General features: G+C 72.0%; 18 protein-coding genes. 11 read left to right on the top strand and 7 right to left on the bottom strand.

What is annotated here, in order from left to right; genetic code table 11:
* Window positions 1–106: 106 nt before the first annotated feature.
* Both IF37_RS41740 and IF37_RS41735 read right to left on the bottom strand, forming a co-directional pair.
* Window positions 107–835, bottom strand: coding sequence for a 5-formyltetrahydrofolate cyclo-ligase (locus IF37_RS41740; RefSeq protein ID WP_079165619.1), 729 nt, complete (start codon window positions 833–835; stop codon window positions 107–109).
* 19 nt (window positions 836–854) lie between these two features.
* The gene (locus IF37_RS41735) at window positions 855–2171 is read right to left on the bottom strand and encodes a transcriptional regulator (protein WP_253915695.1); all 1317 of its coding nucleotides are present in this window, start codon (window positions 2169–2171) and stop codon (window positions 855–857) included.
* Between the two features lie 503 nt (window positions 2172–2674).
* Here IF37_RS41735 and IF37_RS45210 point away from each other — a divergent pair.
* On the top strand, window positions 2675–3394 hold the full coding sequence (locus IF37_RS45210; protein ID WP_216725833.1) for an ATP-binding protein: 720 nt from the start codon (window positions 2675–2677) through the stop codon (window positions 3392–3394).
* Here the strand turns inward: IF37_RS45210 and IF37_RS0108315 are convergent.
* Window positions 3391–4161, bottom strand: a complete 771-nt coding sequence (locus tag IF37_RS0108315; RefSeq protein ID WP_253915694.1) for a DUF4142 domain-containing protein — start codon at window positions 4159–4161, stop codon at window positions 3391–3393. The two genes, IF37_RS45210 and IF37_RS0108315, sit on opposite strands and share 4 nt — an antisense overlap.
* A gap of 147 nt (window positions 4162–4308) precedes the next feature.
* Between IF37_RS0108315 and IF37_RS0108310 the strand changes: the two genes are divergently transcribed.
* From IF37_RS0108310 to IF37_RS44395, 4 genes are all read left to right on the top strand, one after another.
* Window positions 4309–4974, top strand: a complete 666-nt coding sequence (locus IF37_RS0108310) for an SDR family NAD(P)-dependent oxidoreductase (RefSeq protein WP_030738562.1) — start codon at window positions 4309–4311, stop codon at window positions 4972–4974.
* Between the two features lie 113 nt (window positions 4975–5087).
* Window positions 5088–6035, top strand: a complete 948-nt coding sequence (locus IF37_RS0108305) for an MIP/aquaporin family protein (RefSeq protein WP_030738559.1) — start codon at window positions 5088–5090, stop codon at window positions 6033–6035.
* 90 nt (window positions 6036–6125) lie between these two features.
* Window positions 6126–6476 (top strand): hypothetical protein, encoded by a 351-nt coding sequence (locus IF37_RS39135; protein WP_158727311.1) that lies wholly within the window; start codon window positions 6126–6128, stop codon window positions 6474–6476.
* Window positions 6477–6488: 12 nt separating this feature from the next.
* Window positions 6489–7268: a hypothetical protein gene (locus IF37_RS44395; RefSeq protein WP_030738556.1), complete on the top strand. Its 780-nt coding sequence runs from the start codon at window positions 6489–6491 to the stop codon at window positions 7266–7268.
* A gap of 54 nt (window positions 7269–7322) precedes the next feature.
* On the opposite strand, the gene IF37_RS0108290 is transcribed toward IF37_RS44395, so the two are convergent.
* Both IF37_RS0108290 and ctaD read right to left on the bottom strand, forming a co-directional pair.
* Window positions 7323–7673: a hypothetical protein gene (locus tag IF37_RS0108290; RefSeq protein WP_030738553.1), complete on the bottom strand. Its 351-nt coding sequence runs from the start codon at window positions 7671–7673 to the stop codon at window positions 7323–7325.
* Entirely contained in the window at window positions 7670–9394 is a 1725-nt protein-coding gene (gene ctaD / locus IF37_RS0108285) for a cytochrome c oxidase subunit I (protein WP_030738550.1), read from the bottom strand. Before ctaD ends, IF37_RS0108290 begins: the two co-directional genes overlap by 4 nt.
* Before the next feature lie 243 nt (window positions 9395–9637).
* On the opposite strand from ctaD, the gene IF37_RS0108280 reads away from it, so the two are divergent.
* Both IF37_RS0108280 and IF37_RS0108275 read left to right on the top strand, forming a co-directional pair.
* Entirely contained in the window at window positions 9638–10135 is a 498-nt protein-coding gene (locus IF37_RS0108280; RefSeq protein ID WP_037855999.1) for a SigE family RNA polymerase sigma factor, read from the top strand.
* Between the two features lie 56 nt (window positions 10136–10191).
* Complete coding sequence (locus tag IF37_RS0108275) at window positions 10192–11463, top strand: hypothetical protein (protein ID WP_030738544.1); 1272 nt, start codon at window positions 10192–10194, stop codon at window positions 11461–11463.
* Between the two features lie 65 nt (window positions 11464–11528).
* On the opposite strand, the gene IF37_RS0108270 is transcribed toward IF37_RS0108275, so the two are convergent.
* The gene (locus IF37_RS0108270; RefSeq protein WP_030738542.1) at window positions 11529–12548 is read right to left on the bottom strand and encodes an RNA polymerase sigma factor RpoD/SigA; all 1020 of its coding nucleotides are present in this window, start codon (window positions 12546–12548) and stop codon (window positions 11529–11531) included.
* Between the two features lie 326 nt (window positions 12549–12874).
* Here IF37_RS0108270 and IF37_RS0108260 point away from each other — a divergent pair, with 326 nt between their 5' ends.
* Window positions 12875–13102: a DUF5133 domain-containing protein gene (locus IF37_RS0108260; protein ID WP_030738538.1), complete on the top strand. Its 228-nt coding sequence runs from the start codon at window positions 12875–12877 to the stop codon at window positions 13100–13102.
* Window positions 13103–13412: 310 nt separating this feature from the next.
* Entirely contained in the window at window positions 13413–15167 is a 1755-nt protein-coding gene (locus IF37_RS0108250) for a SpoIIE family protein phosphatase (protein WP_030738536.1), read from the top strand.
* A gap of 160 nt (window positions 15168–15327) precedes the next feature.
* Here the strand turns inward: IF37_RS0108250 and IF37_RS0108245 are convergent, their stop codons facing one another.
* Window positions 15328–16653: a hypothetical protein gene (locus IF37_RS0108245; protein WP_030738533.1), complete on the bottom strand. Its 1326-nt coding sequence runs from the start codon at window positions 16651–16653 to the stop codon at window positions 15328–15330.
* Window positions 16654–16911: 258 nt separating this feature from the next.
* On the opposite strand from IF37_RS0108245, the gene IF37_RS0108240 reads away from it, so the two are divergent.
* Window positions 16912–17652 carry a LuxR C-terminal-related transcriptional regulator gene (locus IF37_RS0108240; protein WP_079165618.1) on the top strand — a complete coding sequence of 247 codons (741 nt, stop codon included), beginning with the start codon at window positions 16912–16914 and terminating at the stop codon, window positions 17650–17652.
* Between the two features lie 157 nt (window positions 17653–17809).
* Window positions 17810–20259, top strand: a 2450-nt coding sequence (locus IF37_RS0108235) for a DUF11 domain-containing protein (RefSeq protein ID WP_216725832.1), incomplete at its 3' end; no start/stop codon positions are given.

The raw sequence follows: 20259 nt of genomic DNA, 5'->3' as shown, positions 1-20259 counted from the left end.
CCATCGCCCGGGAAGTCGATCCCGTGTTCCTCGGTGCACTGCTGTGTTCCGCTCCGCACGGATTGGCGAAACTGACCGGAATATCGGCGGTCACGGCTTGAAGGCCTCACCGGTCGCCTGGGTTGCGATGGGCCAACGTGGGGATTGCGGCGATGGAGTCGGGGGAAAGGTGCTCCCACATGATGCCGGAAGGACGCGGATGGGGTGGGCAATCGATAGTTCCATCTGGCGTGACAATAAGGCCTACTCGAAAATCGTGTTCGGACTCGGGTATCACTTCTTCCACGACTTGGAGAGGGTGAACTGTGGTAGCAATAAGTGTGTGCGAGTCAATAAGTCCAGCTTCTTGCAGTAGAGCCACTTCGATATCGGAGTATCCGGCGCCTTTTCCTAGTCGTACACCTTGGGGGTTAACGGCGACACTTCCGCACACGACCAGGTCAATGGGCGGCATTTCATTCACATCCACCGGCTGTGCATACTTTGCCGCTGCGCGATGGGCGGCAGCCTCGTGCGGGGGTACGGCAAGATTTTCCGGATCCAGATAGTAGAACGGATTCTCAGTAGCGAGCTTCGGAGAGGCCATATACAGTCGTTTGCCATCTTTGAGTGCCCGGATGCGGACAGGAAGCTGGGCCAAATCTGGAACGGCCTTGATGACGGGCGCAGCTTGCCAGGCGGGATGCTCGGCCAGGCGGGCGGCGGCGGCGTCTGCACCAAAAAAGTCCGGGATATGGCCCGCTACGCCTGTAGGGGCCGCACGCTTGCGCTCGAGCAGAGTCCAAATTCGCTCGCGAATTGCTTGTTTGGCAATTTGGACTTGTGTACCGTTCACCCGACACTCCTACCTTGATTCATCCGGCTATCATGAGATTCATAAGGCGATCGTATAGGTCATGTACCGCCGGCACGTCCCGCCACGGTCTCAGTTCACGTCCGGCTTGAAACACAAGATTTAGCCCGCCGCCGCCTCGGTGGCGCTCCACAGTGCCAATCGCGGAATGGAGCATGGCAATAGCGTCGTCCAGCTTGCGCTGCCTGATATAGGCCAGTGCTAGATTGGCCAGCGTGATTGCCTGAGCTTTCGATCCGTCTCGCAACACCTTGACTGAATCCGTTAGAAACATCTCGGCGCGAGATGTGTTGTTCAGGAAAAGGAAGCACGACCCAGCCAGTCGGCCGAACTGACTGGGCGAGAAAAGGGGTGCGGCGGCGTCAGCTTCAGACACTTGGTCAAAGTGGCGTTCGGCATTGATCAGGCTCCTTTGGCAGTCCGTGTGCTGTTGCAGCATGGCATGGGCTTCGGCCGCATGCAGTACAGCCAGACCGCCGAGCACATGGCTGGACCCTTGAACGGTGGATGCCGCACGCTGAGCCAAGTCGAGACCGGCGCGAGGATCTTTCTCACCGTACAGGGCGACAAATGTGGTGCGCAGCAGGGCCAGACCTCCTGCAACCGGGTCGCGCAACTCGCGGGCTGCTTCCTCCGCCTGTGCAAAGTAAGTACGCGCAGTGGCGTGATCAGTTCTCCCCGAAGCGTCCCACACTAATTGCCCCATTAGTGTCGACGCCTCAGCTTGTGCGGCGAATAGATCGCGGCGGACGATATATTTGGTGGTGTAGGTCTGCCAGTGGGCTAGCTGCCCCAAGTGCTGGCCTGTCTCGGCGATAAGGGCCGTGGACGGCTCGCTGACGTAGCGCGCATCCAGATTCTGTACCCGCTGCCTGAGTCCAGCCACGGTCAATAGATCGAGATTTCTGGGATTGTCAGTTGCGTCCTGCGCCCGCGCTTTGAACTCGGAGTCATTCGAAGTTGCTGGATCAGGGCCTTGATTGTCAGCAGCATCAATAATGTTCGGGGAATCCTCCCAGGGGCGTGTCGGCACACCGAGCATTTCAGCGGGGATGCCGAAGCCGTCGGCTACGCGTTCGATGACCTGCTGTCCTCGGATGCCTCGCACGCCTCGGATGATGTCGCTGACGCGGGTGCTGGTCATCTTCCCGATGGCGGCCGCCATCACTGAATGACTTGTACCTGTACGCCTGTTGACGAGGCGGAAGATCTCCTGGAAGTTCCGTTCGGCGCAGGCGCGCTGCATGGCATCGCTGCGGAGCAGCGTGTCGGGGATCGTCAGCGGGTAGCCGGTACGCCGGGTCTCGCGTTCGTCCATGGGTCACCTTGCGGGGACGGAGGGTGATCTATCCCAGAGTAGACCGGGGTTGTTGAACGGGGTTCCCCGAACGGTCCGATACGGGGTACCCCAAAGACGCTTGCGGGGTTGCCCGCTGGCTGTTCCGTCCGGTGCTGGGCCGGCGTAAGGATTCCTGTCCCGGGACGACATCCGTGCCGGATAGCCCGGACCCCGGCGCCGCTGTCACGGCCCGGGGCGTGGACCACTCGAACGGAGCGAGCAGCCATGGGCAGTATCCATCAACGAGTCGAACGCTTGGCGTTCATCTGGTCGGGACCGCCGTGGCGCGATAGGCCGAAGCGCTGGTACTCGATCGGCTCACCTGGGTTTCGGAGCGGCCGACCGGATGGTGCGGGGGTGGTGCTGTGATGCGGTTGCTTCCGTGGACTGGTGAGGGCGGTCAGCCCGCGTACCTCACTCCGAAGGACGAGGACTCATTCGTGTCCCGGTTTGCGGACGGGCTTGAGTCGGTGCAGCTCGGAATGGCTGAACGGCTGCTGCACAGCACCGAGTCGGCATGGGCGGACCGGGCTCCGGGCGCGGACATGACGAGTGTGATTCCCCACCTGTGTCATGCGCTGCGCGACGCGGTGCGGGTGGCCAAGAGCAGGGGTTACCGGTTGCCGGACCCAGAGGAGGATGACCGGTCGGCGCTGGCGGATGCCGCACTGGCACGGGAAGTCTCCTCGCACTGCACGGACGGGACGCCCGTGAAGGGGATCCCGCTGACCATGCCGGTCGGCCCGTGGAGCGTGGCCTACCGGTGGCCCGCCGACCCGGTCTGTGTCGGCATGGCACGGCGGTTGCTGCTGCGGCACCTGGGCCAGTGGGACATGACCGCGCTGGCGGACACCGCCGCACTCGTCCTCTCCGAGCTGGCTACCAACAGCGTGCGGCACGCCGCCGGCCCGGGCGACCGCCTCATCGAGACCCGGTTCCAGCGGCTGTCGGACGGCTCGCTGCGCATCGAGGTGCACGATGCCGACGAGACCAGGCCCGAGCGCCGGGAACCGTCTGCCGAGGCTGATTCCGGGAGGGGGCTGCTGCTGGTGGAGGCGCTGACCGGCGGGCGGTGGGGGGTCAGCGACCGCGAAGGGGTCGGCAAGCTGATCTGGGCCGAGTGCGCCGCCGACAGCGGTGTCCGGGTGCTCGACCGGGCCCGGTGTCACCCAGGCCTGATCCAGACGAAGCCCCTGGACTAGGAACCACCCCCGGCACCGCCCCCGCTCCTCCCGCCGCCCGCGATGCCGTCGATGTCCACCGGGGTGGAGGTGGCCGTCGGCGGCGGGGTGAGCACCACCTCCGGCTGGCCCGGCGGCGGGGGTGGCGGGGTCAGGTCGGAGGCGGGCAGCTTGGGCGGGGTGGTCTGCTGGAAGAGGGTCCGGTCGAAGTCGACCAGACCCGTCTTCTCCATCACCGCGATGTGGTCCAGCACGGTGTCGTTGGCCTGGTCGGCGAGGGCGCGCACCAGCGAGTTCCTGGTGGTGGAGCGGATCTTCGCCACCGTGTTGAAGATGGAGCCGTGCGTCATCCGCAGGATGTTGGCGAAGTCGGTGTCGAACCGCCTGCCGCTCTCGCCCTCCAACCGGTCGACGAAGCCCTGCTGCTGGGGGCTGGCCGCGTTGGGCAGGGTGATGTGCAGCATCGGGGCGATTCTGCGGCAGGTGGTGTCCAGCGCCGCGTGTCCGTCGATCAGGTGCCGGCTGGCCGTGAGCACCGGCCGGGAGTCGCCCTTGCGGAGTCCGATCCGCCCCACCGGGTACTCCCACAGCCCGGCCGCCCGCACCTTCACCACGAAGTCCCGGTCCTGCTCGGTCAGCGGTCCCCACCGGGTGTCGGCGATCACGCGGTCCGGTGCGCCGGAGACCTTGCTCAGGCCGAGCAGGCCCGGGTAGGCGAGCGCCGCGAGGGTCAGGGCCATGGCGCCGCCCACGAAGAGAGTTCCCGTCGCGTTCCGCGAAAAGCGCACCGTGCCTCCTGCCGCAGGGACCGTCCGTGGTCCGGACGCACAGCAGTACGGACGCGGCGGCGATCCGTTTCAGCACCTGCGGGTAAAGAGTCACCCGCACCCGGCGGCCGGTGTGAGCCGGTGGCCGGTGCGGTACGGATGGTGGGTATGAGCAGTGTCGCCATCGTGGGAGCCGGGCCGGGACTCGGAGCCGCCGTCGCGCGGCGCTTCGGGCGGGAGGGGTTCCGCGTCGGGCTCGTCGCCCGGGACCGCGAGAGGCTGGACGCGCTCGCCGGCGCCCTCGTGGCCGAGGGGATCACCGCGGGCGGGTGCGCCGCCGACGTGCGCCGGCCGGAGGAACTGGCCGCGGCGCTGGGGGAGCTGGCGGAGGCGCTCGGCACCATCGAGGTGCTCCAGTACAGCCCGGTGCCGCACCGCGACTTCATGCGGCCCGTGCTGGACACCGGGCACCGGGACCTGGTGGGGCCGATCGAGTTCTCCGTGTACGGGCCGGTGGCCGCCGTGCAGCGGGTGCTGCCGGGCATGCGGCGGCTCGGGCGCGGGACGATCCTGTTCGTCAACGGCGGGACCGCCGCCGTACCGCACCCCGAGCGGGCCGGGACCTCGGTCGCCTTCGCCGCGGAGAGCGCGTACGGCCACCTGCTGCACGAGCGGCTCGCCGCGGAGGGCATCCACGTGGCGCAGCTGGTGATCCCGGGCGCGATCACCCCGGGCCACGCGCGCAAGGACCCGGACGCGCTCGCCGAGACCCTGTGGTCCCTGCACCGGGACCGGCACGGGTTCCGGCACTACGCCGACGACCTCGACAGCTGAGCCCGTCCCCGGGGCCGCCGCGGGAGGGGCGGGCGGCGGTCACCCTGCGGGGAGTGGCTTTGTGAGCCAATATGGGGACATTGGCCGTATCGCTCTCTGAAGAGGGGGCCTCCATGGCTGTCGGCATCCCCCCGCTCGTCAAGCCGTCCCGTCTCCGCAGCCGGGGCGGACTGCTGGGCGAGTGCCTGGCGGAGTTCCTCGGGACCTTCGTCCTCATCTCCTTCGGCTGCGGTGTGGTCGCGATGGCGGTCGCCGCGCTGCCCGGGTCGGGCCGGGCCGCCACGCCCACCACGATCTTCCTCGCGGCCGGCGACTGGCTGCTCATCGCCTGGGGCTGGGGCCTGGCCGTCACGTTCGGCGTCTACGTGGCCGGCGGCGTCAGCGGCGCCCATCTGAACCCGGCGGTGACCCTGGCGATGGCCCTGCGCCGGGGGTTCTCCTGGGCCAAGGTCCTGCCCTACTGGTTCGCGCAGGTCGTCGGCGCCCTCACCGGCGCGGCCCTGGTCTACCTCGTCTACCACGACGCGATCGACACCTTCGACCGCACGGTGGCGGGACCGAAGGTGAACGGGCACACGAACACCACCTTCTCCATCTTCGCCACCTTTCCGGCCGCCTACTTCCACGGCGGCGTCTGGGGCCCGCTGATCGACCAGATCGTCGGCACGGCCTTCCTGCTCATGCTGATCGCCGCCGTCATCGACCTGCGCAACCAGGCGGTGAAGGCCAACCTCGGCCCGCTGGTCATCGGGTTCGTCGTCGTCGCGATCGGCATGTCCTACGGCGCCAACGCCGGCTACGCGATCAACCCGGCCCGCGACCTCGGGCCCCGGCTGCTCACCTACGCCGAGGGCTGGGGCAGCCTGGCGTTCCCCGGCAGCGTGTCCGGCGCCTTCAGCGGCTACTGGTGGATCCCGATCGTCGGGCCGCTGATCGGCGGTGCGGTCGGCATCCTCGTCTACGACCTCTTCATCGGCGATGTGCTGATCACCCGGGCCGAGGCGGCCGAGCTGCCCCCGCCGGGCCGGTCGACTCCGGTGCGCACCAGCGACGAGGAGTGACATTCCGGCCAACCGGCTTGACTTAAACCGGCTTTCACGGATCTCCCCGTCGGTTAACCTGCTGCCCCACCGTGCGGACCAGGAGACAGCGTGAGTGTGTTCGACCAGCGGGGCCAGCACGTCACCACCCAGTACAACGTGTCGTTCGGCGCCGACTACGGCGACACGGCGAGCCGGGAGGAGCTGCTGACCCGGCTCCAGGCCCTCGCCGAGGAGATCGGCCGCGCCGAGGAGCAGGGCGCCCTCGACGCGGAGAGCGCCGCCGACGTCCGGCACGAGATCGGCCAGGCCGCGCAGGCCGCCCGGCGCCCCGACGCCACCGCGGACGCGGTGGGCCGCAGACTCGGCCGCGGCCAGGCGATCCTCGCCGGCATCAGCTCCGCGACCGGCCTCGCGGCGGCGCTGGGTTCGCTCATCGCGGCCCTGCCCGGGCTCTTCTGAGAAGCGGTCACCGTGTCCGACTTCGACCAGCGGAGCCAGCGCATCCGCACCCAGACGAACAACTACTACTCGGTGCCGCCGCCCCCGTCGGTCCCGCCGAAGCCGCCGGGCGGCAACCGGCGCACGTGGATGATCGTCGCGGCGGCGGTGGCCGTCGTGGCCACGGCCGCCGTCTCGGTCTACGTGGTGACGAACGGGAAGGAGGAGACCTCCGGCGCCGCGCACGGCGGTACGCGGACCCCGGCGCCCCGCCACTCCGCGCCCGCGGTGACCACGCCCGGTCCGGCGGCGGTCTCCACCCCGCCCTCCGACGCCTCCCCGTCCGCCGCCACGCAGTACACGCAGGAACGCACCGGAAGGCTGCGGCTCGCCCAGCCCGACAACTACTTCGTCATCGACTTCGACGCCCGGCAGTGGGTGACCCGGCTCACGGACGAGCGGTACGCCGAGCTGACGGAGGAGGAGAAGGGGCACTACGAGCTGCTCTACTGGAACTCGTTGTGGGGCGACCTGGAACCCGGCGGTGAGCGCACCACGGGCCTCCTGGCCCCGGGGGAGAAGGCGACCACCGCGTCCTGTCTGGACGCCGCGGGCTCGGTGCCGCTGTCGACCACGCAGCTGGAGAACGCCGGCGAGTCCAAGGCGAACGGGGTGGTCGAGGGGGCGACCCTGTGCACCGTCACGGACGAGGGACGCGTGGTGGCCTCAAGGATCACGGGCATCGAACGGGTGGAGTCCGTGCGGGCGCCCGTGGTCAGCATGGACGTCACGGTGTGGAAGCCCGCCGGCTGACCGGCCGGCTTCTTCGACCACTGTTGACCCGGTGACGTCCGGCCGGCGGCGGCGTCAGAGCGCCAGCAGCAGCGCGGTCAGCGCGGTGCAGCAGGCGCACACCGCCAGGACCACGGCCAGGCAGCGCCGCCGCAGCACCTGGTAGCGGCGCTCGTACTCGGCCCGCAGCGACACGCAGCGGGCCGCGACGCGCTCCAGGTCCGCCCGGGCCCGGCGCAGGCCGTCGGCGGTGTGGCGCCGCTCGACCTCCTCGCGCTGGGCCGTCGTCAGCCAGTCCAGGGTGTCCGCGAACTCCCGCGCGCGCCGCTCCGCCTCCGCGATCCTGGCCTGCCACAGCAGGTAGCCCTCCACCTCGTTGCCGAGGTCCCCGCCCGCCTCCGTGCCCTGTTTCGGCAGGCCGCTCATCCGTGCCCTCGGCCGCTCGGGGCCGTGATCGCGGGGCCCTCGTGCTCATGTGCCGCGATGTCCGGGTGGTGCAGGTCGAACGCGGGGGACTCGCTGCGGATGCGCGGCAGGGTGAGGAAGTTGTGCCGGGGCGGCGGGCAGGAGGTCGCCCACTCCAGGGAACGGCCGTAGCCCCAGGGGTCGTCGAGGGTGACGGGCCGGCCGTACTTCGCCGTCTTCCACACGTTGTAGAGGAACGGCAGCATGGACAGGCCGAGCAGGAAGGAACTGATCGTCGACACCGTGTTCAGCGCGGTGAAGCCGTCGGACGCCAGGTAGTCGGCGTACCGGCGGGGCATGCCCTCGGCGCCCAGCCAGTGCTGGACCAGGAAGGTGCCGTGGAAGCCGGCGAACAGGGTCCAGAAGGTCATCTTCCCGAGGCGTTCGTCGAGCATCTTGCCGGTGAACTTGGGCCACCAGTAGTGGAAGCCGGCGAACATCGCGAAGACGACCGTGCCGAAGACCACGTAGTGGAAGTGGGCGACCACGAAGTACGAGTCGGAGACGTGGAAGTCCATCGGCGGCGAGGCGAGGATGACGCCGGTCAGGCCGCCGAAGAGGAACGTGACGAGGAAGCCGAACACCCACAGCATCGGTGTCTCGAAGGACAGCGAGCCCTTCCACATCGTGCCGATCCAGTTGAAGAACTTCACGCCCGTCGGCACCGCGATCAGGAACGACATGAAGGAGAAGAACGGCAGCAGCACGGCACCGGTGACGAACATGTGGTGCGCCCACACCGTGATGGACAGACCGGTGATCGCGATGGTCGCCGCCACCAGCCCCATGTAACCGAAGATCGGCTTGCGGGCGAAGACCGGGATGATCTCGGTGACGATGCCGAAGAACGGCAACGCGATGATGTACACCTCCGGATGGCCGAAGAACCAGAAGAGGTGCTGCCACAGGATCGGCCCGCCGTTGGCCGCGTCGAACACATGGGCGCCGAAGACGCGGTCGGCGGCGAGCGCGAACAGCGCGGCGGCCAGCACCGGGAAGGCGAACAGGACCAGCACGCTGGTCAGGAACACGTTCCAGGTGAAGATCGGCATGCGGAACATGGTCATGCCGGGGGCGCGCATGCAGACGACCGTGGTGATGAAGTTGACGGCACCGAGGATGGTGCCGAAGCCGGAGAACGCCAGGCCCAGGATCCACATGTTCGCGCCGAGCCCCGGGGTGCGGACGGCGTCGGACAGCGGCGCGTAGGCGAACCAGCCGAAGTCGGCCGCGCCCTGCGGGGTGAGGAAGCCGCCGACCGCGATGAGCGATCCGAACGAGTACAGCCAGTAGGCGAGCATGTTCAGCCGGGGGAAGGCCACGTCGGGCGCGCCGATCTGGAGCGGCATGATCCAGTTGGTGAAGCCGGCGAACAGCGGGGTGGCGAACATCAGCAGCATCACGGTGCCGTGCATCGTGAACAGCTGGTTGTACTGCTCGTTCGAGACGATCTGGAGGCCCGGCCGGGCCAGCTCGGCCCGGACGAGCAGCGCCAGCACGCCGCCGAACAGGAAGAACATGAACGACGTCGACAGGTAGAGCGTGCCGATCGTCTTGTGGTCGGTGGTCGTCAGCCACTTCACCACGACGTTGCCGGGCTGCTTGCGCCGGACCGGCAGCTCGCTCTCGTACGAGTCCTCAAGCGCCTCGGAACCGCCCTGGGGTTCGTTCAGGATGCTCACAAGTGGTCCGTCTCCCGATGCTCGCGTCCGCCCACGACATGGCGTCAGTCACCCGCCATCCTCACCGCACGGGAGCGGCCCCGGGGCCCTGGGCGGCCGACGCGCCGCCGTCCGGGTGAGGGATACACCCGGACGCAGCAATGGCGCGCCGGCGGCCGGTCCGCGATCGGTGTGCCCCGGGCTGTGACGCGCGGGCGGTCCCACCGCGTGTAAGAGATGACGCCGGCCATGGGAGGACACACGGTGAGGGAAGCACCCGCGGACTATCTGGAGTTCGCAGCGGCCCGCAGCGGCCCCCTGTTCCGGACCGCCTGCCTGCTCACGGGCGACTGGCACCTCGCCGAGGACCTGGTCCAGGAGACCCTCGCCAAGATGTACCGCTCCTGGCGGCGCATCAACCGCGCGCAGTCCCCGGTCGCCTATGCCGACACCGTCCTGGTGCGCACCTTCGTCTCCCAGCGCCGGCGCCGCAGCTCCACCGAGCGACCCAGCGACCGGATGCCCGACACGGCCGGTCCGGAGCCGGACGCGGAGCTGCGGATGGCCCTGCTGGACGGTCTGGCACGGCTGACCTCCCGGGACCGCGCGGTGCTGGTGCTGCGCTACTGGGAGGACCGGTCCGTGGAGGAGACGGCACAGGCGCTCAGGCTGTCGCCGGGCGCCGTCCGGACCCGGAGCATGCGCGCCCTGCAACGGCTGCGCGATGTGCTCGGCGCCGAGCTGGCCGACCTGATCGCATGACGAACCCGGCCCGGCGGCGCCTCGCGCCCCGGCCGACGGGAAGAAGGAGACCCAGCATGTCCCCCGACGAGGACTTCGAGAAGCGGCTGGCCGGTGCCCTGCGCGGCGCCACCGGCGCGTTCCCGCCGCACTCCGCCGACCTGGTGCGGCGCTCCGTCGGCCGGGGCCGCCGGATGCGGCTGTTCGCCGCCGCCCGGACCGCCGCCGCGGCCGTCGCGGTGGTCGCCGCGGGCGGCGGCCTGGTGGCCCTGGGCGCCCTCGGCGGCCAGGACGACGGCACCCCCGGCCGGCTCCCGGCGGGCAGCCCGGCGGTCGCCGCCGGACAGCCGTCCGCCCGGACGCCCGCCCCGGTCGGCGGCGCGGAGATGGTCCGCATCCTCAAGGGGCTGCTGCCACCCGGCGGCACCGTCTTTGATGCCTCGGGGCGGGGACCCGGGGAGGGCGAGGGCGCCGGGTCGCCGATGGCGCGGCTCACCTACTCCACCGCGCGGGGCTCCACCGGTGTCGACGTCACCCTCACCCGGCTGGATCCGTCCGTCCCGGCCGACCGGCAGGGGCAGGGCGGCTGCCTGCCGGTGGAGGTGCGCCCCTACGACCGGTGCACCACGCGGAAGCTGCCCGGCGGGGCGGAGCTGACCACCACCAAGTCGTACACGTACCCCGATTCCGATAGCGGCCAGCGGCGTTGGTACGCCGTGTTCACCACGGCCGGCGGCGCCCAGGTGGCGGTGCAGGAGTTCGGCGGCGGCGGCGAGAAGGAGGCGTCCGGCGGAGCCGACCCGCTGCTCTCCATGGACCGGCTGACCTCGATCGCGCGCAGCCCGCGCTGGAACGCGGCGCTCGCCGCGCTGCCGGCCCCGCCGAGCGCCCCCGCCACCGGGGGCGGGCGGACGTCCGGCGCCGCCCTGACCCGGGTGCTGAAGGCGCACCTGCCCCGGGGCGGCACCGTCTCCGATCTGAACGCCGGGGACGGCCTGGTCCAGCTGGTCTACGACGACGGGCACGGCCGGTCCATGGTGGAGGCGGACGTGCAGTACGACATGACCGCCGTGCTGGCCGGGCACATGGGCTGCGCCGGTGTCCCGGGCGACTGCGCGGCCAGGACGCTGGCCGACGGCACCCGGGTCAAGGAGGTCCGGGGGCGGTCGGAGAAGGGCGGCCCGGCCGAGGTGTGGCTGGTCGACGTGCTGTACCCGGACGGCCGTCGGGTCGCGGTCCGCTCGGTCGACTCCTACGCCGAGAGCGGCCCGGTCACCCGCCCCCGGCCGGTGCTGGACCTGGACGGACTGCGGGCCACCGCGCTCGACCGGCGGTTCTTCACACGGTGACCCGGCGGCCGGCCGGTCCACGTGCCCCCGGCCGGCCGGCCGCGGGGCCCGGCCGGCCGGGGGCCTCAGCCCGCCCAGTCCAGCAGGCGTTCGCCGGTCTCGGGCGCCCGCAGCCGGCCGAGCGACTCCTTCTCCAGCTGGCGCACCCGCTCCCGGGTCAGCCCGATCCGGTCGGCCACCTGTTGCAGCGTGCGCGGGTGCCCGTCGTGCAGCCCGTACCGCAGGCTGAGGATCATGGCTTCGCGGGGGGCCAGCACGCCCAGCGCGTCCCTGAGGTCCTCGGCGAGCGCCCGGTACTCGGCGACCTGCGGCGCCTGGAGCACGTCGGTGGCGGGGATGAGGTCGCCGACCACGGTCTCTCCGGTGTCGTCCACGGGCGTGTCCAGACTGAGCGTGTGCCGCCCGACCCGGCGCAGCCAGACGACCCGGTCCTCGGCGAACCCGCTCTCCCGGGCCACCTCGGCGTCCGTCGGCTCGCGGTCGAGGTCCAGCTGGAGCCGCCGTTCGACCTTCGCCAGTTTCTGCAACTGCTCCACCACGTGCATCGGCAGCCGGACGGTACGGGCGTGCTGGGCCAGGCCCCGCTCGATCGCCTGGCGGATCCACCAGGTCGCGTACGTGGAGAACTTGAAGCCCTTGGTGTGGTCGAACTTCTCCACGGCCCGCATCAGCCCCAGGTTGCCCTCCTGGATCAGGTCGAGCAGGGGGGCGCCCCGGTGGGCGTGCCGTTTGGCGATCGACACCACCAGCCGCAGGTTGGCCCGGATCATGTGGTCCTTGGCGTGCCGTCCGTCGCGCGCGGCCTCCTCCAGCGCGTCGCGCCGGTCCGGCGGGAGGACCGGTCCGCCCTGCCCGGCCCGCTCCAGTTCCCCGAGGGCGCGTACCCCGGCCTCGATGCGCCGGGCCAGCCGTACCTCCTCCTCGGCGTCGAGCAGCGGGGTCGCGGCGATCTGGGTCAGGTACTGGCCGAGCAGGTCGGCCTCGTCGCCGGGTTCGGGCACCCGGCTCCGCGGGCGCGCGGCCCGGGCGGCGGTACGGCGGCGCTCTCGGGGGTCCGCGACGGCGGACCGTGCCGGGGCAGGCATCGTTCCGGCCTCCGACTCCTCGTCGTGACGGTGCTTCGGGACGGTGACGAGTACCCGCCCGGCGCACGGCGATGCGCAGGACTCCGCGCGGACGGCCGCGCCGACGTGTGGGACCGCGGCCACCGGGGGACTCGCCGGGTGCGGACCGTCGTGGGGAACCGGGCGGTCCGGCCGGCCGGTGCCCGGGCCGGTCCGAAGGACGCGGAGCCGCCCTTCCACGGCCGTCGGGACCGGCAGGGGGTTGACGAGAACAGCCCCCGGGTTCCTCCGGAGCACGGTTTCGGCAACCGTGTTCCGGCACTCCGCCACCGCGAGGAGTGGCTGTGATGTCGCTGGCGAACCCCGCGGTCCTGCGGAACCTGGTGGAGCAGTACGAGGCGCTGGCGGCCCTGCGCGCCGAGGACGGCGGCGCCGCCGCGCGGCAGCGGTTGCGGGACGTGGCCCACACCCTGTGCGTGTCGACGGACACCCGGGACATCGACAGCGCCCTGGCGGCGGCCCGGCGGCTGCTGTCCCGCCCCGGTCCGGTCGCGGCCGGACGCCCGTCCGGCTGAGGACGCGCGGTGTCCGGCGCCTCGGACGGCGAACGCGTCCTGCCGCGGCTGACGCCGCGCCGGCTCATCCGGGCGTGGTCGCCGGCCACACCGCCGGCCGCGTCGACGGCGCCACCGTCCTGCTGGTCGAGTGGCGCGGCGACGCCCGGGCGAACCCCGGGACCTGAGGGCGGCACCGCCGGGGCCCGTGGGGGGAGGGTGGCTGTCTTTTCCCGTCGGCGGGGCATACGGAAGACAGGAGTGCGGTACATCCCCGCGTCCGCGTGAGCGGCGCCGAGGGCCGCGGCCCGATCCCAGGAAAGGCGAGGACATGACGGGACCGGACAGTCCGCGAGGGACGGAGACCGGGGCGGAGCAGCCGTCGCGGACACCGCTCCCGCCCGGGTTCCGGGCGGCCCTGGAGGCCATCGGGACCGGGGTGTACGTCGTGGACGAGCAGGGCTGCGTCGTCGCCGCCAACTCCCGCGCGGAAGAGCTGCTCGCCCGCCCCGCCGCCGCGCTCGTCGGGCAGGACGCCCACGACCTGCTGCACCGCGGACCGCAGGGCCAGCGGCTGTCCACGACGCAGTGCGGCATGCGGAAGGCGTTCCTCGCGGGCAGCCCGGCCCAGGGCGCCGACGATTACTTCGAACGCGGCGACGGCTCGCTGCTGCCCGTCTCCTGGACGATCACGCCCTACGACATCGGCGACCGGCGCGCCGGCACCCTCGTCGCCTTCCACCCGTCCGAGCGGGCCGCCGCCGGCGGGCCGCGCCCGCAGCGGGGCATCGAGTCCCTGACCGACTACGAGCGGCTGGCCCTGCTCGCCGAGACCACCACCCAGCTGACCTCCACCCTCGACGTCGACGAGGCACTGAGCCGTCTGCTGTCCCTGGTCCTGCCGCGCCTGGCGGACTGGGCCGTCATCGATCTGATCACCGAGCGCGACGAGGTGTGGCGCACGGCCGTCGTCGAGGCGGACGGCGACACCCTGATCCGCCACGAGGACCTCGAAGGGCCGATGCCACCGGTGTCGGAGGAGTCGCAGATGCCCCTGTCCCGGGCGCTGCGCGGTGTCGCCTCCACCCTGGCCGGCCCCGACACGTACCGGGGCGCCCCGGACTCCGGCATCGCGGTCGAACAGCGCCGCCTGTTCGAGAGCACCGGCATCCACTCGGCGGCCATCGCGCCCCTGCGCAGCACCCGTGACGTCCTGGGCGCCCTCACGCTCGGCCGCACCGGGACGCCGGGCGACTTCACGGTCGCCGATCTTCCCCTGCTGGAGGACATCGCGCGCCGGGCCGGCCTGGCCCTGGACAACGCCCGCCTCTACCAGCGCCAGCGCAAGGTCGCCGAGACCATGCAGAACCACCTGCTGCCGCAGATGCCGCGGGTGCCCGGCCTGGAGATGACCGTCCGCTACCTGCCCGCCCCGGACGCCTCCCAGGTCGGCGGCGACTGGTACGACGCCTTCACCCTGGCCGACGGCGCCACCGCGCTCGCCGTCGGCGACGTCGTCGGCCACGATCTGGAGGCCGCCTCCGGCATGGCCCAGCTGCGCAACATGCTCCGCGCCTACGGCTGGGCGCAGCAGGAACCCCCCAGCCGGGTCGTCGAACGCCTGGACGAGGCGATCATGCCGATCACCGACGTCGCCATGGCCACCGTCGTCTTCGGCCGGGTGACGGAGACCGGCGACGGCCACTGGCAGCTGTCCTGGACCAACGCCGGCCACCCCCCGCCCCTGCTCGTCACCCGGGACGGCCTGGCCCACTACCTCACCGACGGCCATGGCCTCCTGCTGGGCACCGGGGTGCGCACCCGACGCACCGACGCCACCGCCCTGCTGCCGCCGGGCTGCACCCTCCTGCTGTACACCGACGGTCTGGTCGAAGCCCCCGGCCACACCCTGGACGAGGGGCTGAACCGGCTGCGCCAGCACGCCGCCGCCCTCGCCCACCGCCCGCTGCCGTCCTTCACCGACCAGCTCCTGCGCCGCGTCCACCCGCCCGGTCTGGACGACGTCGCCCTCCTCGCCCTGCGCGTGCCCGTACGGGAACACCGGGAGGAGGTCGCGGTCTCGTAGGCGGGGCCGGCCGGATCGTCCCGGCCGCCGCTCCGTCGTCAAGTGCGGGGCCGGGTACCGCTTTTCGGCCCCATCGTGGTGTTTTCCGGACGGAGCGGGAGTGCGCCCCTGGCAGATACACCCAACGCCGATCGACAATGCTGGGACCGTGGGTCCGGATTCACCGAGAGATACGGCTGAGCACACCACTCACGTTCAGGACCTCGTGGCACCCCTGCGCACGACGGCCGGTCGCCGGGGTGCCGGGCTTCTCGCAGGTCACCTCGACGGTCACGGTGTCGTTCTCGGGGATCTTGATGGGGGTCACCCAGTGGTAGTCCTGGTTGCGGAAGGTCTCCAGCGCGATCGTCGTGATCTTGCGGTCGCCGAAGCTGAACGTCAGCAGCCCCTCGTCACCCTGGAAGTTGGCGACGACGACATCCGTGACCTGGAAGACACTGTCCTTGGGCACCTGGTAGGTGCCCGACTTGGTCTCCCCGCCGGACGTCTGCACATCGATGGTCTGCGAACTCTGCTGGCCACCGCCGGCCGAGGTGCCACCGCCGGGGGCCCCGTCGTTCCCGTCGGCGCCCCCGCCGGAGCCGCCGCCGGAGCCGGCGGTCGATCCCTGCGGAGCGCCCGTGGCCTTGCCGTCGGGTCCGATGCTCGGACCGGACCCGGAGCCCGGGCCCTGCCCCGTCTCGCCCCGCTCCCCGGCGGGCGTGGGACGCGGCTGGACCGCCTCGTTGGCCGCTTCCTTGGCCGCGCTGCGCACCGCCGGACGGACCAGCATGAACCAGGCGAGCAACAGCGCCAGCAGTGCCGCGAGCAGCGCCAGCAGCCACTTGGGGAAGACCGGGATCTGCACGAACTCGGCGTCCAGCGGAGCCCGGACGGCGGGCTCCTCGCGCCGGGCCCGCTCCGGGTCGACGGTCTCGGTGGCGTCCACCGTGAACGGCCACACCACCGGGGCCCCGAACCACACCGGCTTGCCCGTGCGCACCCGCAGGCCGATCTCCGCCGACTCGCCGGGCTCCAGCGCGTGCTCCGCCGGGCTGAAGGCGAACCGCAGCTCCTCGCCGGCCTGTCCGGCGGTGAAGCCCGCCTTCACCGGCGAGTTGCCCTGGTTGCGCACCGCCAGCCGGTAGCGCCCGCGCAGCCAGCCGCGCCGCCGGCGCGGGGACAGCTCGGTGTGCAGCTCGTGGAACTCCCCGATGTGCACGGTGGTCTCGGCGACCCGCACCGACTCGGGGTGTTCGGCCGGCAGGATCCGCACCCCGAGGGGCACCTCCCCGGCCCGGACGTCCGGCGAGCGCGGTGGCTCCAGCCGGATCGTCACCGTCTCGGAGGTACCGGGATAGAGGGAGACCCGTGCAGGTTCCACGGTGGTCCAGGAGGCGCAGTCCCCGACGACCTCCAGGCTGTACGCCTCGACGATGTCGCTGTCGTTGCGGACGGTCAGACTGGTCGTGGCGATGTCCCCCGGCGCCACGGTCACTTCCGGCATGTCGAGGCCGGTCGCACCGGAACTGGAAGAGGCTGCGGAAGGCGTCACGCCACCACGTTAGGACCCCGCCCGAGACCGCGACGAGAAGCGCGGGGGCAACGTCCGGGCAGTCGGTGTGCCCTGGCGGTCACTTACAACTCCCCCGACATAACCAGCCGTTGAGACGGGCTCCCTCTCGGGGGCACAGCCGCGGCGGCGCCCGCCCGCCCGCCCCCGCTTTCCGACTTCCGCCATCCGACTCTCCGAGAGGCACGTCCCATGCCCAACCCCTTGCCCGGTGAGGACACGGCCGGTCCCGCCGCGCCGGCCACCACGACACGGGTGCCCCCTTCCGCCTGGACCATGCGGCCGACCTCCCGGTCCGACCGTCCCGTCCGGGTGACCCTGGCCGTCTACGCCGCCGACACCGTCCTGCGCCTCGGCGTCGTCCAGCAGTTACGCCAGCGTCCCGAGGTCGAACTGCTCGCCGACGCCGACGCCGAGCGGGCGGAGGTCTCGCTGGTCGTCGTGGACCAGGTCGACGACGACGTGGCGTCCCTGCTGCACCGGCTGCGGCACAACACCGCGACCCGCACCGGCCTGGTGGTCGCCACCCTGGGCTCCGGCACGCTGCAACGCGTCATCGAGTGCGGTGTGGCCGCGGTGCTGCGGCGCGCCGAGGCCGACCAGGACCAACTGCTGCGGCTGGTCCTCGCCATCGCCAACGGCGAGGGCGTGCTCCCCGGCGACCTGCTCGGCAAGCTGCTCAGCCACGTGGGCAGCCTCCAGCGTTCGGCGCTCGACCCGGGCAGCCTGTCCCTGTCCCTGTCCACGCTGACCACGCGCGAGGCGGACATGCTGCGCATGGTGTCGGAGGGCCTGGACACCGCGGAGATCGCCCGCAAGACCGCGTACTCCGAACGGACCGTCAAGAACGTGCTGCACGAGGTCATCACCCGCCTCCAGCTGCGCAACCGGGCGCACGCGGTCGGCTACGCGCTGCGCAACGGACTGATCTGACGGGCCGGCCCGGCCGCGGGCGGGAACGGGGACTGCCCGAAAGCACACGGCGTGCTTCCCCCGGACAGGGCCCCGCGGCCCTGCCGTGCCGCGCGCGGCCGGCGCACAGTGGCGGGGGCACATGTGGATGCCGGACCAGACTGCGAGGGGGACCGTGATGGGAACCGCTGGCCCCGGCGGGCGGTACCGCCTGGGACGGCTCGGCGCGTCCGCGCTGCTGCTGGTCCCGCTGCTCGGGGCGACCGCGGCCTCCGGGCAGGACGGCGCGTCGGCCGCGCCGCGGGCGGCCGACGCCGCGGACACCCGGATCGCCTACGCCGGTACCCGGCACCGCAGTCTCGGCGGGGTCGAGTCCACCGACTCCAGCACACCGCTGTTCGGTACCGGCCCGGCCCACTTCGACGTCCAGCCGGCCGCCCTGGGCGACCAGCTGGTCTTCGCCAGCCGCCGCGACGAGGCGAAGCCCCAGATCTACCTGCGGGCCGCCGACGGTTCCGTACACCGCCTCACCCGCGGCATGGACGCGGCGCACCCCCGGCTGACACCGAAGGGCGATTCGGTGGTCTTCGACGCGGCCGGGCCCGGCGGCCCGGACGGCAGGACGCAGCGCGACCTGTGGCAGGTGCGGACCGACGGCACCGGCCTGACCCGGCTGACCGACACGGCCGCCGACGAGGACTGCCCGACGGTCTCCCCGGACGGGCAGCGCCTCGCGTACTCCAGCGACAACGACCCGGCGGCCGGGCGGCAGGTCTACGTCCGCCCGCTGGCCGGCGGCACCCCTGTCCGGGTCACCGACCCCGCCAACGGCGCCGCCACGGAACCGGTGTGGAACCCGGTCGACGACGACGCCCACCGGGACCTCATCGCGTACACCGCCACCGGGCAGAACGGCCCCCGGCTGCGGCTGACGGACGGGTCCGGCGGGAGCACCGACGGGCCGCTGTTCGCGGGCGCGCGGGCCGAGTGGCGTGCCCACGGGGCGGCGTGGCTGCCCGGCGGGGACGAGGTGCTGTTCCTCAGCCCCGAGATCACCTGTCAGTGCGAGGGGAACTGGGACCACGTCTTCCGCACCCGCGCGCACTCCGACGCGGTTCCCTGGCTGGTGCTGAACGAGGACCGGGAGGTCCTCTCGCCGACCTGGCTCGGCCCGCTCACCGGCGGCCGTCCGGTGGTGGAGCGCACCTCGGCGGACGGCCCGCACGTCGCGACGCTCCAGGACATCCGGACGGACGGGTCCGACCCCCGCGACCTCGGGGTGGAGATCCTGAAGGAGGACCCGGAGGCCGACACCAACACCGACCCGGCGAAGGACCCGCTGTTCAGGCCCCGGCCCGGCTACGACCCGTGGACCGAGCGGCAGACCTACACGCCGGACGGCCGCCGGATCGTGCTGACCCGCTTCGAGGACGGCGGCCCCGGCGGCCGGATCGAGCGGATCTGGACGACGGACGCGGAAGGCCGGCACGAGGTCGCCCTTCCGCTCGCGGGACGCGGCCCGGGGGACTGGGACACCGATCCGGCGCTCTCCCCGGACGGCAGGTACCTCGCCTTCACCCGGATCTCGCCGGGTGGCGTGGGCGAGGCCGCGGGGCCCAGCCGCATCCTCGTCGCGGACTTCGCCACCGGCGCGATCACCGGCGAGATCACCCCGCCGGCCGGGCAGCTCCAGGGCCAGGACGCCCAGCCCACCTGGTCCGCCGACGGCACCACCCTGGCCTTCACCCGCAACCAGGTGATCGGCGGGGGCGGCGGCAACAAGCACATCTGGACCGTGCCCGTGCGCGACCTGGGCCGGCAGCGCGACCTGAGCGCGCGGATCTGCCCCGGTGACTGCCGGGTCATCGACGACAGCCCGGCGTTCTCCCCGGACGGGCGGAGCATCGCCTTCAACCGCAAGAACGGCGGCGGCCGGATCGACGAACGCGCCGGCATCCTCCTGACCTCCGTGTCCGGTGGCGACTGCCGGGTGTTGCTACCCGGCTCCGCCCGCGACGTCCCCGGCGCCTGCCGCCTGGAGCTGCCGGAGAACCCCGGACCCTTCCAGCCGCGCGACGCCGCCTGGACGGCCGACGGCAAGGCGCTGGTGATCAGCGCCCGCCCCGGCCGCGCGCCCGACAGCCCGGAGAAGCTGAAGGTGCTGGACGTCGCGTCCGGCAAGCTCACCAAGATCACCAGCGATCTCCCGGGCCGGCACAAGGAACCCAGCGTCCGGCAGCCCGTGGACCTCGCCGTCCGGGCGCCCGCCACCGTACCGGCCGTGACCGTCGGCGACTCGGTCACGGTCCGCGTCGACGTCGTGAACAACGGCCCCGCGGCCTCCCCCGGCACCCGGCTCACCATCGCCCCGCCGACCGGCGTGCGCGTCACCCGGATCACCCGGCCCGGGGGCACCTGCGACGCCACCGCCCTCCAGTGCGACGTCGGAGTGGTGCCGCCCGGCACGACCGTGCCCGTGGACGTCACCCTCACCGGAGACGTCCCCGGCGACGCGCCGGTCGACTGGTCGGTCACCGGTACCGTCCTGGACCCGCGGCCCACCGACAACGCGGGCCGCACCGTGGTGCCGGTGCGCACGGCCCCGCCGCCCCCGACCCCCACCCCGAC

The organism is Streptomyces sp. NRRL S-31 (assembly GCF_000718775.1).
In the GTDB taxonomy this organism is placed as follows: Bacteria; Actinomycetota; Actinomycetes; order Streptomycetales; family Streptomycetaceae; genus Streptomyces.
The sequence above is the reverse complement of the archived record's forward strand: the minus strand, read 5'-3'. Positions and strand labels throughout refer to the sequence as shown.